Annotated in this window: 17 protein-coding genes; all 17 read left to right on the top strand. The window is 65.4% G+C overall.

From position 1 onward, the window contains the following. Positions 1-5 precede the first annotated feature (5 nt). The 17 genes from nuoF (at position 6) to ABIC32_RS12760 (ending at position 16,364) form a co-directional block, all read left to right on the top strand. Complete coding sequence (gene nuoF, locus ABIC32_RS12840) at positions 6-1,319, top strand: NADH-quinone oxidoreductase subunit NuoF (protein ID WP_039247403.1); 1,314 nt, start codon at positions 6-8, stop codon at positions 1,317-1,319. A gap of 2 nt (positions 1,320-1,321) precedes the next feature. Next, entirely contained in the window at positions 1,322-1,711 is a 390-nt protein-coding gene (locus ABIC32_RS12835; protein ID WP_354074433.1) for a hypothetical protein, read from the top strand. Beyond that, on the top strand, positions 1,711-3,756 hold the full coding sequence (gene nuoG, locus ABIC32_RS12830; RefSeq protein WP_354074432.1) for an NADH-quinone oxidoreductase subunit NuoG: 2,046 nt from the start codon (positions 1,711-1,713) through the stop codon (positions 3,754-3,756). Before ABIC32_RS12835 ends, nuoG begins: the two co-directional genes overlap by 1 nt. A 3-nt stretch (positions 3,757-3,759) precedes the next feature. Continuing rightward, on the top strand, positions 3,760-4,833 hold the full coding sequence (nuoH, locus tag ABIC32_RS12825; protein WP_039247406.1) for an NADH-quinone oxidoreductase subunit NuoH: 1,074 nt from the start codon (positions 3,760-3,762) through the stop codon (positions 4,831-4,833). Beyond that, positions 4,833-5,012: a hypothetical protein gene (locus ABIC32_RS12820; RefSeq protein WP_242076437.1), complete on the top strand. Its 180-nt coding sequence runs from the start codon at positions 4,833-4,835 to the stop codon at positions 5,010-5,012. Before nuoH ends, ABIC32_RS12820 begins: the two co-directional genes overlap by 1 nt. Next, positions 5,012-5,503 carry an NADH-quinone oxidoreductase subunit NuoI gene (gene nuoI, locus ABIC32_RS12815; protein ID WP_017503987.1) on the top strand — a complete coding sequence of 164 codons (492 nt, stop codon included), beginning with the start codon at positions 5,012-5,014 and terminating at the stop codon, positions 5,501-5,503. Before ABIC32_RS12820 ends, nuoI begins: the two co-directional genes overlap by 1 nt. A gap of 74 nt (positions 5,504-5,577) precedes the next feature. Next, complete coding sequence (locus tag ABIC32_RS12810) at positions 5,578-6,204, top strand: NADH-quinone oxidoreductase subunit J (RefSeq protein ID WP_354074431.1); 627 nt, start codon at positions 5,578-5,580, stop codon at positions 6,202-6,204. Continuing rightward, entirely contained in the window at positions 6,204-6,509 is a 306-nt protein-coding gene (gene nuoK, locus ABIC32_RS12805) for an NADH-quinone oxidoreductase subunit NuoK (protein ID WP_039247409.1), read from the top strand. The genes ABIC32_RS12810 and nuoK overlap by 1 nt, the downstream gene beginning before the upstream one ends. A 2-nt stretch (positions 6,510-6,511) precedes the next feature. Next, positions 6,512-8,599 (top strand): NADH-quinone oxidoreductase subunit L, encoded by a 2,088-nt coding sequence (nuoL, locus tag ABIC32_RS12800; RefSeq protein ID WP_354074430.1) that lies wholly within the window; start codon positions 6,512-6,514, stop codon positions 8,597-8,599. A 4-nt stretch (positions 8,600-8,603) separates the two neighbouring features. Further along, positions 8,604-10,088: an NADH-quinone oxidoreductase subunit M gene (locus ABIC32_RS12795; RefSeq protein WP_265148009.1), complete on the top strand. Its 1,485-nt coding sequence runs from the start codon at positions 8,604-8,606 to the stop codon at positions 10,086-10,088. Positions 10,089-10,097: 9 nt separating this feature from the next. Continuing rightward, entirely contained in the window at positions 10,098-11,540 is a 1,443-nt protein-coding gene (gene nuoN / locus ABIC32_RS12790) for an NADH-quinone oxidoreductase subunit NuoN (RefSeq protein WP_354074429.1), read from the top strand. Positions 11,541-11,544: 4 nt separating this feature from the next. Beyond that, complete coding sequence (locus ABIC32_RS12785) at positions 11,545-12,294, top strand: biotin--[acetyl-CoA-carboxylase] ligase (RefSeq protein ID WP_354074428.1); 750 nt, start codon at positions 11,545-11,547, stop codon at positions 12,292-12,294. Beyond that, a complete protein-coding gene (locus ABIC32_RS12780; RefSeq protein WP_354074586.1) occupies positions 12,291-13,070 on the top strand; it encodes a type III pantothenate kinase in 780 nt (259 codons plus the stop codon). The genes ABIC32_RS12785 and ABIC32_RS12780 overlap by 4 nt, the downstream gene beginning before the upstream one ends. After that, on the top strand, positions 13,071-14,744 hold the full coding sequence (locus ABIC32_RS12775) for a ribonuclease J (protein ID WP_354074427.1): 1,674 nt from the start codon (positions 13,071-13,073) through the stop codon (positions 14,742-14,744). Positions 14,745-14,800: 56 nt separating this feature from the next. Beyond that, on the top strand, positions 14,801-15,709 hold the full coding sequence (locus tag ABIC32_RS12770) for a hypothetical protein (RefSeq protein WP_354074426.1): 909 nt from the start codon (positions 14,801-14,803) through the stop codon (positions 15,707-15,709). A 40-nt stretch (positions 15,710-15,749) separates the two neighbouring features. Then, entirely contained in the window at positions 15,750-16,088 is a 339-nt protein-coding gene (locus tag ABIC32_RS12765) for a DUF3088 family protein (RefSeq protein WP_269219170.1), read from the top strand. A 9-nt stretch (positions 16,089-16,097) separates the two neighbouring features. Continuing rightward, positions 16,098-16,364 carry a DUF1467 family protein gene (locus ABIC32_RS12760; protein ID WP_199060495.1) on the top strand — a complete coding sequence of 89 codons (267 nt, stop codon included), beginning with the start codon at positions 16,098-16,100 and terminating at the stop codon, positions 16,362-16,364. Positions 16,365-16,420 lie beyond the last annotated feature (56 nt).

Genomic DNA, 16,420 nt, shown 5'->3' with positions numbered 1-16,420 from the left:
GGGCCATGGTCGGCATTCTCGAAGACAAGGATCGCATCTTCACCAACCTGTACGGCTTCCACGACTGGACGCTGGACGGGGCGAAGAACCGCGGCGCCTGGAACGCCACCAAGGACATGCTGGACCTTGGCCGCGACTGGATCATCAACAACGTCAAGGCCTCGGGTCTGCGCGGCCGTGGCGGCGCGGGCTTCTCGACCGGCCTGAAGTGGTCGTTCATGCCCAAGGAAGTGAAGGATCGTCCTCACTACCTGGTCATCAACGCCGACGAATCCGAGCCCGCGACCTGCAAGGACCGCGAGATCATGCGCCATGATCCGCACCTGCTGATCGAAGGCGCGCTGATCGCCAGCTTCGCGATGCAGGCCCATGCCTGCTACATCTATCTGCGCGGCGAATACGTGCTGGAGCGCGAGCGGATGGAAGCCGCCGTCAAGCAGGCCTATGAGGCCAAGCTGATCGGCGACGGCAACGTCCACGGCTGGGACTTCCACGTCTATATCCACCACGGCGCGGGCGCCTATATCTGCGGCGAAGAGACGGCTCTGCTGGAATCGTTGGAAGGCAAGAAGGGTCAACCGCGTCTGAAGCCGCCGTTCCCGGCCGGCGCGGGTCTTTACGGGTGCCCGACCACGGTGAACAACGTCGAGTCGATCGCCGTCGTCGGCACGATCCTGCGTCGCGGCGCCGACTGGTTCGCCAGTTTCGGCCGTCCGAACAACACCGGCACCAAGCTGATGTCCCTGTCCGGCCACGTGAACACGCCCTGCGTGGTCGAAGAGGCCATGTCGATCCCGCTGCGTCAGTTGATCGAGGATCACGGCGGCGGCGTGCGTGGCGGCTGGAGCAATCTGAAGGCCATCATCCCGGGCGGCGCGTCCTGCCCGGTGATCACGCGCGAACAGGCCGAGACGGTCCTGATGGACTTCGATTCCATGCGCGAGGTTCGCTCGTCGCTGGGCACCGCCGGCGTGACGGTGATGGACGAGTCGACCGATATCGTGAAGGCGATCGCCCGCATCAGCTACTTTTTCAAGCACGAGAGCTGCGGCCAGTGCACGCCGTGCCGTGAAGGCACAGGCTGGATGTGGCGCGTGCTGGAGCGGATGGCCGTGGGTGAGGCCGATCCGTCGGAGATCGACCTGCTGCTGGACGTCGCCGGCCAGGTCGAGGGACACACCATCTGCGCCCTGGGTGACGCTGCCGCCTGGCCGGTTCAGGGCCTGATCCGTCACTTCCGTCACGAGATCGAAGAGCGGATCGCCAACTATCGCAGCCGCCGCGCGAACTTCGCCGGCCACGCGATCGCGGCGGAGTAGAGATGCGCCTCGCCGTCGCCCTGTTGCTGACGCTTCCGATCCTCGCCGCTTGCGGCGAGGGGGAAAAGGCTGCGCCTGAAGCGTCGACCGCGCCCGCGACGGCGGCTCCTGCTGAAGTCGTGCCTGTCGCGACGGCGGCGGCTCCGGCGAACCTCGAAGCGGCCTGCCGCGATGTGGTGAACCGCATGTATGGCCAGGAAGGCGACGCCGTCGTCTTCACCGCCACCGGCGAACGCACGGCCCAGGTGTCGTGGCGCGCGCCGGTCGATGGCGGCAGGCTGGAATTCGAATGCCGGGCGCAAGCCGACGGCGCGGGCCTGTTCCGCGACGGTCAGCCGATGTCCGTGGATGTACAAATGGCGGCTCCCGCCGCCAAGCAAGAGGCCCGCTGATGCCTATCGCCAAGGTCAACGGCGTCGAAACCGAGTTCGAGCCCGGCATGACCGTGCTCCAGGTCGCCGAACGCGCCGGACAAGAAATCCCGCGCTTCTGCTATCACGAGCGCCTGTCGATCGCCGGCAACTGCCGCATGTGCCTGGTCGAGGTGAAGCCTGGACCGCCGAAGCCGCAGGCCTCGTGCGCGCTTCCGGCCGCCGACGGCCAGGAAATCTTTACCGACACGCCGATGGTCAAGAAGGCCCGCGAAGGGGTGATGGAGTTCCTGCTCATCAACCACCCGCTGGATTGCCCGATCTGCGACCAGGGCGGCGAGTGCGACCTGCAGGACCAGTCGGTCGGCTATGGCCGCGACGGCTCGCGCTATTCGGAGAACAAGCGCGCGGTCGAAGAAAAGGCGATGGGTCCGACCATCAAGACCTTCATGACGCGCTGCATTCAGTGCACGCGCTGCGTCCGCTTCATCACAGAAGTCGCCGGCGTGCCGGACATCGGCATGATCTCGCGCGGCGAGGACGCCGAGATCACGACCTATCTGGAGAAGTCGGTCGCCTCGGAACTGTCGGGCAACGTCAACGACCTGTGCCCTGTCGGCGCCCTGACGCACCGTCCGTGGCAGTACCACTATCGTCCGTGGGAACTGAAGAAGACCGAGACCATCGACGTCATGGACGCCCTGGGCTCGAACATCCGCGCCGATTATCGCGGGTCCGAAGTCATGCGCGTGCTGCCGCGCGTCAATGAGGGCATCAACGAGGAGTGGCTGTCGGACAAGAGCCGCTATGTCGTCGATGGCCTGACCGCGCGTCGTCTGGACCGTCCGTGGATCCGTGAGAACGGCAAGCTGCGCGCCGCCTCGTGGAACGAGGCGTTGGACGCCGTCGCCGCCAAGCTGAAGGCCGCACCGGCCGACCGCATCGGCGTGATCGCCGGCGATTTGCAGGACGCCGAGTCGATGAAGGCGACGCTGGACCTGTTCCGCGCGCTCGGCTCCAACAACACCGACTGCCGCCAGGACGGCGCCGCCGTGGGTTACGGCCCGCGTGAGGGATGGCTGTTCAACTCCGGCCTGGAAGGCATTGAAAAGGCTGACGCCGTTCTGATCGTCGGCGCCAATCCGCGTACCGAGGCGCCGCTGCTGAACGCCCGCCTGCGTAAGGCCTGGCTGAAGGGCGACGTGGAGATCGGTCTGATCGGCGAACAGGCCGACCTGACGTTCGACTACGCCTATCTGGGCGCAGGCACGCAGACCCTGGCCAAGCTGCCGAAATCGGCGCTGGATTTCCTGACCAAGGCCGAGCGTCCGGCGATCATCGTCGGCTCCGGCGCGCTGGTAGGGGAGGGCGGTCCGGCCGTCCTGAACGCACTCGGCGCCCTGGCCAAGAAGGTCGGGGTCGTCGCTGAAGGCTGGAACGGCTTCAATGTCCTGCACAACGCCGCTTCGCGCGTCGCCGGTCTGGACATGGGCTTCGTGCCGGCTGATGGCGGCCTGACCGTCGCCGAAATGCTGAAGCCGGATGCGCTGGACGTGTTGTTCCTGCTGGGCGCAGACGAGGTCGATCCGACCGGTTCGAACGCCTTCCGCGTCTATTTGGGCAGCCACGGCGACCGCGGCGCGCACGGCGCCGACGTGATCCTGCCGGGCGCGGCCTACACCGAGAAGGCCGGCCTGTACGTCAACACCGAGGGCCGGGTGCAGATGGCCGAACGCGTCGTCTTCCCCAAGGGCGAGGCCAAGGAAGACTGGGCCATCATCCGCGCCCTGTCGGCGCGCGTCGACAAGACCCTGCCTTACGACACGCTGGAGCAACTGCGCGCCAAGCTGATGGGCGATCACCCGACCTTCGGCCGGATCGACTATCTGCCCGCGCCGGCGGCGTTCGACGTGGCGGCCCTGGGCGCCAAGGGCGATCTGGGCGACCGCGCCTTCGTCTCGGCCGTGACCGACCCGTATCTTTCCAATCCGATAGCGCGCGCCAGCGCGACGATGGCCGAGCTGTCCGCCCTGCGGACCCAGCCGGTCGCAATGGCGGCGGAGTAAGCCATGGACCCCGTTTCCTTCTGGGCCACGCCTCTGGGCTGGACGCTGATCACGGTCGGCCAGGTCCTGCTGATCACGGTCGGCGTGTTGATCGCCGTCGCCTTCCTGCTGCTGGCCGACCGCAAGGTCTGGGCGGGCGTCCAGATGCGCAAGGGCCCGAACGTCGTCGGTCCCTTCGGCCTGCTTCAATCCTTCGCGGACATGATCAAGTTCGTGCTGAAGGAGGTCGTGATCCCGGCCGGCGCCGACAAGGCGGTCTTCATCATCGCCCCGATCATCACCGTGATCCTGGCCTTCATGGCCTGGGCGGTCATTCCGTTCGCGCCCGGCTGGGTGGTGTCGGACCTGAACGTCGGCATCCTATATATCTTCGCCGTGTCGTCGCTGGGCGTTTACGGCATCATCATGGGCGGCTGGGCTTCGAACTCGAAGTATCCGTTCCTGGGTTCGCTGCGTTCGGCGGCGCAGATGGTGTCCTATGAAGTCTCGCTGGGCCTGATCATCATCAATGTGATCCTGCTGGCCGGCACCATGAACCTGTCGGCCATCGTCGACAGCCAGAAGGGCATGTTCTGGAACTGGTACGGCTTCGGGGGCGGCGCCGACACCTGGCCGCTGGTGGTGATCCTGTTCCCGATGTCGATCATCTTCTTCATCTCGGCCCTGGCCGAGACCAACCGCCCGCCGTTCGACCTGCCCGAGGCCGAGTCCGAACTGGTCGCCGGTTATCAGGTCGAATACAGCTCGACGCCGTATCTGCTGTTCATGATGGGCGAGTACGTCAACATCGTCTTCATGTCCGCGATGATCAGCCTGCTGTTCTTCGGCGGCTGGAACCCCGGCGTGCCGCAGGCGTGGATGGATGGGCTGCCGGCCTGGATCGCCTATACGATCTATCTGCTGACATTCATGGCCAAGACGGTCTTCTGGTTCATCATGATCTCGATGGTGAAGGCCTTCGTGCCGCGCTATCGCTATGACCAACTGATGCGTCTGGGCTGGAAGATTTTCCTGCCGACGTCGCTGGTCGCGGTCGTGATCGTTTCCGCTTGGCGCGTCTTCGTGGTGGGGTCGTGATGCGCGGCCCTATCATCGGCCTCGGTCTTGTGGCGATGACCGCCGCCTGCGCGCCCGACCCGTCGCGCATGCCCGAGTCGAGCTATCAATGGCAGCAACGCCAGGACCGCATCGAACAGGACTGGCGCGCCAGCCAGACCGCACCCCAGACGACGCCCGCCCCCAAGGATAAGCCCTGATGTTCACCCGTATCGTCCAGGCGACCAAGGGCGCGATGATGCTGGACGTCATCGGCGCCATCGGTCTGTCGCTGAAATATATGGCCCGTCCCAAGATGACGGTGAACTATCCCTTCGAGCGCAATCCGCAGTCGCCGCGCTTCCGTGGCGAGCACGCTCTGCGTCGCTATGCGAACGGCGAGGAACGCTGCATCGCCTGCAAGCTGTGCGAAGCCATCTGCCCCGCCCAGGCCATCACCATCGAGGCCGAGCCGCGCGCCGACGGGAGCCGTCGCACGACCCGCTACGACATCGACATGGTCAAGTGCATCTATTGCGGCCTGTGCCAGGAGGCCTGCCCGGTGGACGCCATCGTGGAAGGGCCGAACTCGGAGTTCGCCGTCGAGACGCGCGAAGAGCTGCTCTACGACAAGCAACGCCTGCTCGATAACGGCGACCGCTGGGAACGGCAGATCGCCAAGAATCTGGAACTCGACGCGCCTTACCGCTAAGGCGCATCTCGCTAAACGGGTCGGCGATTCCTGAAATGGGGTCGCGGCCGATACGAAAGGGGCTTCGTCCCGACATGCTGCAAGGCATAGCCTTCTATCTGCTGGCGGCGGTCGCCACGGTTTCCGGCCTTCTGGTCGTGACCGCGCGCAACCCGGTGCACAGCGTGCTGTGGTTGATCCTGGCCTTCTTCTCGTCGGCGGGTCTGTTCGTCCTGCTGGGCGCCGAGTTCCTGGCGATGCTGCTGGTCGTCGTCTATGTGGGCGCGGTCGCGGTGCTGTTCCTGTTCGTCGTCATGATGCTGGACGTGGACTTCCTCAAGCTGCGCGAAGGTTACGCGCGCTACCTACCGCTGGGCGCCATCATCGCCGCCGTGCTTCTGGTGGAGATGATCATCGTCTCGGTCGCCGTGGTTCAGGGCGGCGCCGCTGCAGGCCTGCCGGTGCCGGGCGCGCCGGACGCCAGCGTGACGAACGTCGAGGCCATCGGCCGCGTGCTCTACACGGACTATGTCTACTTCTTCCAGGCGGCCGGGATCGTGCTGCTGATCGCGATGATCGGCGCCATCACCCTGACCCTGCGCCACAAGCCGCACATCAAACGCCAGAACCCCGGCGACCAGGTGAACCGCGACCGCCGCAAGTCGGTCGAGATCAAGTCCGCCGCCACGGGCGAAGGCGTCAGCGCCGAGGAGCTTCTCTGATGATCGGTCTGACCCACTATCTGACGGTCGCTGCGATTCTGTTCACCATCGGGGTGTTCGGCATCTTCGTGAACCGCAAGAACGTCATCATCATCCTGATGTCGATCGAGCTGATCCTGCTGGCGGTGAACATCAACTTCGTCGCCTTCTCGGCCTATCTGAACGAGATCAGCGGGCAGATCATGGCGATGTTCGTCCTGACCGTCGCCGCGGCCGAGGCCGCCGTCGGCCTGGCGATCCTGGTGACCTTCTTCCGTAACCGCGGCGACATCGCCGTGGACGACGCCTCCGTGATGAAGGGCTGAGCGTGACCTTCCATACCCTCGTCATTCTCGGGATCTTCGCCCCGCTGCTGGGCGCGGCGATCGCCGGCTTCTTTGGACGCCGGATCGGCAACATCCCGTCGCAGGCCGTCACGACCGGCCTGCTGTTCTTCTCGTGCGCCGTTGCCTGGACGGTGTTCGGCCAATGGACCTGGGGCCATCTGGAGCCCTTCACCATGCGCCTGGCGCCCTTCATCAACGTGGGCGACTTCCAGTCGGCCTGGTCGATCCGCATCGACGCCCTGTCGGCGACCATGCTGATCGTGGTCACCAGCGTGTCGTCGCTGGTTCACCTGTACTCCTGGGGCTACATGGCCGAGGACGACAGCCGGCCGCGCTTCTTCGCCTATCTGTCGCTATTCACCTTCATGATGCTGGCGTTGGTGACGGCGGCGGACTTCATGCAGATCTTCTTCGGCTGGGAAGGCGTGGGCCTGGCGTCCTATCTGCTGATCGGCTTCTGGTTCAAGAAGCCGACGGCCAGCGCCGCCGCCATCAAGGCCTTCGTCGTCAACCGCGTCGGCGACTTCGGTTTCGTGCTGGGGATCATGACGATCTTCTGGATGTACGGCACCATCAACTTCGCCGAACTGTTCCCGCTGATCGCCACCAAGGCTGGCACGACGTGGGAGTTCCTGGGCGTCCAGTGGTCCGCGCTGGATCTGGCCGGGTTCCTGCTGTTCATCGGCGCCATGGGCAAGTCGGCTCAGTTCTTCCTGCACACCTGGTTGCCGGACGCGATGGAAGGCCCGACCCCGGTTTCGGCGCTGATCCACGCCGCGACCATGGTCACCGCCGGCGTCTATATGGTCTGCCTGCTGAGCCCGATCTATGAATATGCGCCGGGCGCGTCGCAGATCATCGCCATCATCGGCGCCATCACGGCCCTGTTCGCCGCCACGGTCGGCCTGACCCAGAACGACATCAAGCGGGTCATCGCCTATTCGACCTGTTCGCAGCTGGGCTACATGTTCTTCGCGGCGGGTGTCGGCGCCTATCAGGCGGCCATGTTCCACCTGTTCACGCACGCCTTCTTCAAGGCCTTGCTGTTCCTGGGCGCCGGCTCGGTGATCCACGGCATGCACCACGAGCAGGACATGCGGAAGATGGGCGGCCTGTGGAAGCTGCTGCCGGTCACATATGCAGTGATGACCATCGGCACCATCGCCATCACCGGCCTGGGCATCCCCGGCGTCGGCGGCTTCGCCGGCTTCTACTCCAAGGATTCGATCATCGAGAGCGCCTATGCGTCGGCGGCGTCGGGTCACTCGGCCATCGGTCTGTTCGCCTTCTTCGTCGGCATCATCGCCGCCGGCCTGACGGCCTACTATTCGTGGCGCCTGGTCTTCATGACCTTCCACAACAAGCCGGTGTGGAAGGAAGAGGGCGACGCCCATCATGCTGACGACCACGCTTCCCACGCCCAGCTGGAAACCCATTCCGAGCCGGTCGGCGATCATCACGACGATCATGCGCATGATGACCACGGTCATCATGGTCCGCTGAAGCCGCATGAGAGCCCGCTGGTCATGCTGGTTCCGCTGATCCTGCTGTCGGTCGGCGCCGTCGCCGCCGGCTTCGTCTTCGCGCCGCACTTCATCGGCCATCACGAGAGCGAGTTCTGGCGCGGCGCGATCTTCACCGGCGCGGACAACCGCGTGCTGCACGAAAGCCACGACGTTCCGACCTGGGTGAAATGGTCGCCGCTGATCCTGACGCTGATCGGCACCGCCTTCGCCTATTGGATCTACGTCGCTCGCGAGGGCATGGGCCGTCGCATGGCCGAGCGGAACGGCGTCATCTACCGCTTCCTCTACAACAAGTGGTATTTCGACGAGTTGTACGACTTCGTCTTCGTACGCGGCTTCCGCGCCATCGGGAACTTCTTCTGGAAGATCTGCGACGTGAAGATCATCGACGGTTTGGGCCCGAACGGCGCCGCCTGGGTGTCGCTGAAATCCGCCGCTCGACTGGGCAAGATCCAGTCCGGCTATGTCTATCACTACGCCTTCGTGATGCTGCTCGGGGTGGCTGGTCTGCTCACCTTCGCCATCCTCGCGTGGGGAGCCTGATCTCGTGCCCTACATCCTGAGCCTCGTCACATTCCTGCCCCTGGTCGGGGCCCTGGCGATCTTCGCCGCCCGGCTGACGTCAAAGTCGGCCGATGCGGCCGCGCCGGCCGCGCGCTGGATCGCGCTGATCACCACCCTGGTCACCCTGGCGGTGTCGGTCGTGCTGGTCGCCGGCTTCGATCCCGCTAACACCAGCTATCAGTTCGTGGAGATGGTCCCGTGGTTCGCGGGCGCCAGCTATCACCTGGGCGTCGACGGAATCTCGATCCTGTTCGTGCTGCTGACGGCCTTCCTGATGCCGATCTGTATTCTGGCCAGCTGGAAGTCGGTCGAGACGCGCGTCGTCGAATATATGATCGCCTTCCTGGTGCTGGAGACGCTGGTCATCGGGGTCTTCACCTCGCTGGACCTGTTCCTCTTCTACATCTTCTTCGAAGGCACTCTGGTCCCGATGTTCCTGATCATCGGCATCTGGGGCGGTCAGAACCGCATCTATGCGGCCTACAAGTTCTTCCTCTACACCCTGCTGGGGTCCGTCCTGATGCTGCTGGCCATGCTGTGGATGGCGCATGAGGCGGGCACCACCAGCATTCCCGAGCTGAAGCGTTTCGCCTTCGATCCGGCCGTCCAGCCGATCCTGTGGCTGGCCTTCTTCGCCTCGTTCGCAGTCAAGATGCCGATGTGGCCGGTCCACACCTGGCTGCCCGACGCCCACGTTCAGGCGCCGACGGCCGGTTCGGTCATCCTGGCGGGCATTCTGCTGAAGCTGGGCGGATACGGCTTCATCCTGTTCAACGTGCCGATGTTCCCGATGGCGTCGGAGATGTTCCGGCCGCTGGTCTTCACCCTGTCGGTGATCGCCATCGTCTATACGTCGCTGGTCGCCTGGCGTCAGACGGACATCAAGAAGCTGATCGCCTATTCGTCCGTGGCCCACATGGGCTTCGTGACCTTGGGCATCTTCGCCGGCAACGACATCGGCATGCAGGGCGCCATCTTCCAGATGATCAGCCACGGCCTGATCTCGGGCGCGCTGTTCCTGTGCGTCGGCGTCGTCTACGACCGGATGCACACCCGCGAGATCGCCTTCTACGGCGGCCTGACGTCCAAGATGCCGTGGTACGCCGCCATCTTCCTGATGTTCACCATGGCCAACGTCGGTCTGCCGGGCACCTCGGGCTTCATCGGCGAAGTGCTGACCATGACGGGGGCCTACAACGCCTCGACCTGGGCGGCGCTGGTCGCGGCCTCGGGCGTCATCTTCTCGGCGGTCTATGCCCTGACCCTGTACCGCGCGGTCATGTTCGGCGAGATCACCAATCCGAAGCTTGAGACCATCACCGACATCGACAAGCGCGAACTGTTGCTGTTCGTGCCTCTGATCGTCGGCACCATCTGGCTGGGGGTCCATCCGGCCTCCGTCCTCGATTACACCGGGCCTGCCGTCGAGGCCCTGACCAGCGCGTATCGCGCCGCGATCGGCGGGTGAGACTTACAGATGCCTGAACTATCCTCCGCCCTGCATCTCGCCGCCTCGGAAGTCACCCTCGCGGTCGGCGCCCTGGTCCTGCTGATGGTCGGCGCCTTCATGGGCGACAAGAGCGCCCGTCTGGTCTCGATCCTGTCGGTCCTGCTGCTGATCGCCGCATCGGTCATCTCGATCGTCGGACCTTGGGGCGTCGCCTTCAACGGCGCCTATGTCGCCGATCCGCTGGCCATCTACGCCAAGAGCCTAATCTATCTGTCGGCCGCCGTGGCGGTCGTGCTGGGCGACGGCTGGATGAAGCGCACGCGCATCGCCAAGTTCGAATATCCGGTCCTGATCGTGCTGGCCTCGGCCGGCATGGGGATGATGGCGTCTTCGGGCGACCTGATCTCCATGTACGTCGGGATCGAGCTGCACTCGCTGGCGCTCTATGTGCTGGCGGCCTTCCACCGCAACGACGTCAAGGCGTCGGAAGCGGGTCTGAAGTATTTCGTCCTGGGCGCCCTGTCGTCGGGTCTGCTGCTGTATGGCGCAAGCCTGATCTACGGCTTCGCCGGCTCGATGCGGTTCGAGGACATCGCCGCCGTCGCCGCGGACAACCCCGGCCCGGGTCTGGTGTTCGGCCTGGTCTTCCTGATCTGCGGCCTGGCGTTCAAGGTTTCGGCCGCGCCGTTCCACATGTGGACGCCCGACGTCTATGAAGGCGCGCCGACGCCGGTCGTGGCCCTGTTCGCCACGGCGCCCAAGGTTGCGGCCATGGTGCTCATCGCCCGCGCGCTGGAAAATGGTTTCGGCGACGCCCACGCCCAGTGGTCCCAGGTCCTGATCGCCATCTCGCTGATCAGCTTCGTCGTCGGCGCCTTCGGCGGCCTGGCGCAGAAGGACATCCAGCGCCTGCTAGCCTATTCCTCGATCGCCAACATCGGTTACGCCCTGCTGGGCATTGCGGCGGGCACGGCCGAGGGCCTGCAGGCCATGCTGATGTTCATGACGCTTTATGTCATCGATCAGTTGGGCTTCTTCGCCATCCTGCTAAGCCTGTCCAAGTCGGGCCGTCCGATCCGCCGCATCGCCGATCTGGCCGGCTTGAAGAAGGATCGGCCGCTGACGGCCGTGGCCCTGACCATCCTGTCGCTGTCGGTTCTGGGCATGCCGCCGTTCTCGGGCTTCTGGGGCAAATACTATGTGTTCGGCGCCGCCGCCGATGCAGGACTATGGCCCGTCGCGGCCGCCGGTCTGGTCGCCTCGGTCGTCGCCGCCTTCTACTATCTACGCATCCTCAAGCTGATGTGGTTTGATGCGCCGGTGGATGACATCGCCACAGACGCCGCCCCGGTCGAGGCGAAGTGGATCGGCTGGGCGTGCGCCGCCTTCGCCTTCCCGTTGGTGATCGTCGGTCTGACCTGGCTGGAGCCGCTTACCAAGGCTGCGAGCGCCGGCTTCGGGAACGGGTAGGGCGTTGGCGCCCGTCCCACTGGTCATCCTCGACGAGATCGACTCGACCAACGCCGAGGCGCGCCGCCTCGCCGAGGCCGGAGAGGCGGGCCCGCGCTGGATCGTGGCGCGCCGTCAGACCGACGGTCGCGGTCGGCGGGGTCGCAAGTGGGACACCGATCAGGGCAATCTGGCCGCCACTCTTCTGATCACCACGCCCAAGTCGGCGGCGGAGGCGGCCCAGGCCACCTTCATCGCCGCCCTGGCGGTCGCGGACCTGCTGGACGTCTTCGTCTCGCCCGCGCTCGTTTCGATCAAATGGCCCAACGACGTCCTGCTGGACGGGGTCAAGGTGTCCGGCATCCTGGTCGAATCCGGCCGGCATGCGAACGGCGACCTCTGGCTTGCGGTCGGCATCGGCGTGAACCTGGCCCATGCACCCGAGGGCACCGAACGGGGGGCGACCTCGGTCGCCGAGCGTCTGCGCGCCGACCTGGCCTATGTCCCGCCGATCGAGGCCGCTGCCGAAATCCTGGCCGAGACCTTCGCCGTCTGGTGGGGGCGTTGGCAGACGATGGGCTTCGAGCCCGTGCTGGACGCCTGGACCAGCCGCCTGACGGGCCTCAACGGACCGTGCGTCGCGCGGCTAGATAACGAGACCATCGAGGGCCTGGCCGAGGGCGTGGAGCCCGATGGCGCCTTGCGCCTGCGTCTGGCCGACGGATCGGTACGTTTGATTTCCGCCGGCGATGTCTTCTTTGGGAAAGCCGCCTGATGCTTCTCGCCATCGAGCAGGGCAACACCAATACGCTGTTCGCGGTCCACGACGGCACGGATTGGATCGCCCAGTGGCGCGCCGCGACCGAGGCCAGCCGCACAGCCGACGAGTACGCCGTCTGGCTGAATCAGTTGATGGTGATGAAGGGGCTGAAGTTCGACGCGCTCGGCGGCTGCATCATCTCCAGCGTCGTGCCGCAATCGATCTTCAACTTGCGCAATCTGGCGCGGCGCTATCTGAACATCGAACCGCTGGTCATCGGCGAGAACGCCGAACTGGGCATCGAGGTGCGGATCGCCAAGCCCAGCGAGGCGGGCGCGGATCGTCTGGTGAACGCCGTGGGCGCCTCGCTGATGTATCCCGGCGACCTTCTGCTGATCGACAGCGGCACGGCGACCACCTTCGACATCGTCTCGGGCGACGGCGCCTTCGAGGGCGGGCTGATCGCGCCCGGCATCAATCTGTCGCTTCAGGCCTTGCACGAGGCGGCGGCCAAACTGCCGCGCATCGCCATTCAGAAACCCGAGAACGTCATCGGCAAGGGCACGGTCGAGGCCATGCAGTCCGGCGTCTTCTGGGGCTATATCTCGTTGATCGAAGGCCTGATCGGACGCATCAAGACGGAGTGGGGCAAGCCCATGACCGTCGTCGGCACCGGCGGGGTCGCCAGCCTGTTCGAAGGCGCGACCGACAGCATCGATCACTTCGATCCCGACCTGACTATTCGCGGCCTCCTCGAAATCTGGCGTCGTAACGCCCATTTGACTGATTGAATGAAAAAGCAAACCCAAGACGAACTCGTTTTCCTGCCGCTGGGCGGCTCGGACGAGGTCGGTATGAACCTGAACGCCTATGGCTTCGGCCCTGAGGCGAACCGTGAATGGCTGATCGTCGATGTCGGCGTCACCTTCGGCGACCTGTCCACGCCCGGCGTGGACGTGATCGTGCCTGATCCCACCTTCCTGGAGGGTGAAAACATCAAGGGCATCGTGCTGACCCACGCGCACGAAGATCACATCGGCGCCCTGGGCTGGCTATGGCCGAGAATCAAGGCGCCGATCTACGCCACGCCCTTCACCGCCTATCTGATCCGCGACAAGCTGCGCGAGCGCGGCATTCTGGACGAGGTCGAACTGATCGAGGTGCCGCTAGGCGGGACCGTCGATATCGGCACGTTCGGCGTGACCTTCGTCAACATGACCCACTCGATCGCCGAGCCCAGCGGCCTGGCCATCGATACGCCGCTGGGCATGGTGTTCCACACCGGCGACTGGAAGATCGACGACCAGCCGGTGATCGGGACCAAGACAGACGCCCCCGTCATCCGCGCCCTGGGCGACGAAGGCGTGCTGGCCATGGTCTGCGATTCGACCAATGTCTTCGTGCCGGGCGTCGCCGGGTCCGAGGGCGATGTCGCCGTCGCCATCTCCAAGCTGATCGCCAGCCTGAAAGGACGCGTCGCAGTTGGCTGTTTCGCCTCCAACGTCGCCCGGATGGACAGCGTTATCCGCGCCGCCGAGGCCTGCGGGCGTCGCGTGGCCCTGGCCGGCCGTTCGATGCACCGGATCACGGCGGCGGCGAAACACGTCGGCATGCTGAAGGACGTGAAGCCCTTCCTATCGGATGAGGAGGCCCGTGTCTGGCCGGCTGATGAAATCCTGTATCTGTGCACCGGCAGCCAGGGCGAGGCGAGGGCGGCCCTGTCGCGCGTCGCGGACGGCACCCACCCGGTCGTGAAACTGGGTCTTGGCGACCACTGCATCTTCTCGTCGCGCCAGATCCCCGGCAACGAGCTGGCGATCGGCAATCTGCAGGACCGCCTCGCGGACCGCGGCGTGCGCCTCTACACGGAGAAGGATCACCCCGGCATCCACGTCTCGGGCCACCCCTGCCGTGACGAGCTGAAGAAGATGTACGAATGGGCCCGGCCGCAGATTGCGGTGCCGACCCATGGCGTGCGTCGCTTCCTCTTGGAACACGCCAACCTGGCCAAGGACATGGGCGTTCCGGAAACGGTGACGCCACGCAACGGCGACATGGTCCGCCTGGCTCCTGGCCCAGCCAAGATCATCGACGAGGTGCCTAACGGTCGGCTGTACGTCGACGGCGGCATGCTGGTGACCGAGCAGGGCGAGGCCCTGAAGGAGCGTCGTCACGCCTCGACCAACGGCGTGCTGATCGTCAGCTTCGCCCTGGACAAGCGCGGTCGCATCGCCAGCGACATCGACATCCGCAGCGTCGGCCTGCCCGGCGACACGGCCACGCCGCTCGGCGATGCGCTGGACAAGCTGGCCGAGCGCGTCGAACAGGTGGTCAAGGGCCTGAAGGGCGATGCGCTGGACGACGAAATGGTGATCGAACAGGCTGTCGCCCGCGTACTGAAAAAGGCCAGCCAGCAGATCTGGGATCGTCGTCCCATCGTCGAGACGGTCGTCCTGCGCGTCTGATGCAACCTTGACCGTTCGGGCGCATTGGTCGTGCGCCTGAACGGTCGGGGAAACGCATGTCGAAAAAGCCTGCCCGTGCGCGCCGCCTGCTGGAGCGGATCCGGCACGCCCGCCATCCGCTGCGCGGTTGGCGGCGATGGGCGGTGATTGCGGGGCAGGGGCTGGTCGGTTTCGTCGCCCTGTTCGCCGTGGTCAATCTGGTGCTCAGCCTGTCGACGTTCCGGGGCGAAGACCCCTTGGCGCGGACGGTTCACGAGCTGCGCGTGCTGTGGTTCAGCCCGCCCGACGGCCAGCCTATGTCGCCGACCGCCTTTCCGACCGTCTATGGCCGCGATCTGGGACCAGCGCCCGACACCGCCGCCATCCATGCCTATCTGGAGCGCGAGGCGGAGGACGGCGTCTTTCTGCTCGACCACGTCATGGTCGATCGCATCCTGAAGCTGAACGGCCGGATCGATGCGCGCAGCGTGCCGTCGGGCGTCTATGTCGGCGCCCATGCCCTGGGACCGGACGGGATGCCTTTGGTGCCTGTGACCAAGTTCATGGCGCAATATCTGCTGTTTCCGCGCCATGCCTATATTCTGGTCGTGCCGGAAAGCGGGCCGGCCATCGCCTTCTCGGCCAGCCAGAACGCCAAGTTCGGCATCGACATTCATCCCGAGCGGTTGTCGGCTGAGATCGCGCCGTTTGATCCGAACGCCTATGACTTTCCCAGCTCGGGCGAGGCGCTGCACGAGATGACCCGCATCACCAATGAGCCGGCGCGCGTCGCGACGGCAATCGAGACGTTGAAGGGCGCCCAGGCGCGGCTCGCGCAGGAGGGTCTGACCTACGGCCTTCTGGCGCCCAACTCGAACACGGCGGTCGGCTGCGTGCTGCAAGGCGCCGGGGCGATCACGCAGCAGGCGCGCTCTTCGATCCTTCTGGCGCTAAGAGCGCCGGGGTTTGGCGCATCGTGCGAATAGCGGTCGCGCCGACAGCCTCAACTCGGATATATCCACGCCGATGACCGAGCGACTCTTCCTGCTGAACCCCGACTGGCACGACGACCAGGGCGGTCCGTGGTTCTGCCCGCCCGGCGCCTATATCGAGGGCGTCCTGGCCTTCTATCCTCAGCTTCGCGATGCGCTCGACGTCGTCTATCTGGACCATCCGCGCCCGCGCCAGCCGGTCATCGACCAGGTCGGCGAGGTCCATCAGAGTTGCCCCATCCTGATCCTGGACGGCGCGCTGGACTGGCCCGAGGCCGAGGTCAGCGAAACGACCGGCCGGCGCTTTCTTCAGGATCACGCCATCGCTCCCTATCTGGCGGCCCGCTACGGCGTCGGCCGACCCCATCCCTAGAGGTTCGTCATGCCCATCGGCGTCTTCACCATGGTCGGCATCTACATCATCGCCTGGTGGACGGTGCTGTTCGCCGTGCTTCCGCTGGGCACGGCGAGCGAGACGCACGAGCCGCCGACCGACGGCTCACAATGGGGCGCGCCCAGGACGCCCAATCTGAAGAAGAAGTTCCTGACGACCACCTGGGTCTCGGCCCTTGTCTGGGCGTTCGTCATGGTGCTGATCTTCACGGGTTGGCTGCCCCTGCCGAACTTCGCCAGCGGCCCGGCTGTCTAAACGACGCATCGGCCTAGCTTTCGCCCCGTCCGAGCGGCTAAAGCCTTGTTCCGTCT

The sequence above is a fragment of the Brevundimonas sp. 1080 genome, from assembly GCF_040545985.1.
Lineage (GTDB): Bacteria > Pseudomonadota > Alphaproteobacteria > Caulobacterales > Caulobacteraceae > Brevundimonas.
Note: the sequence above shows the minus strand (reverse complement) of the source record. Positions and strands in the feature narration are given on the sequence as shown.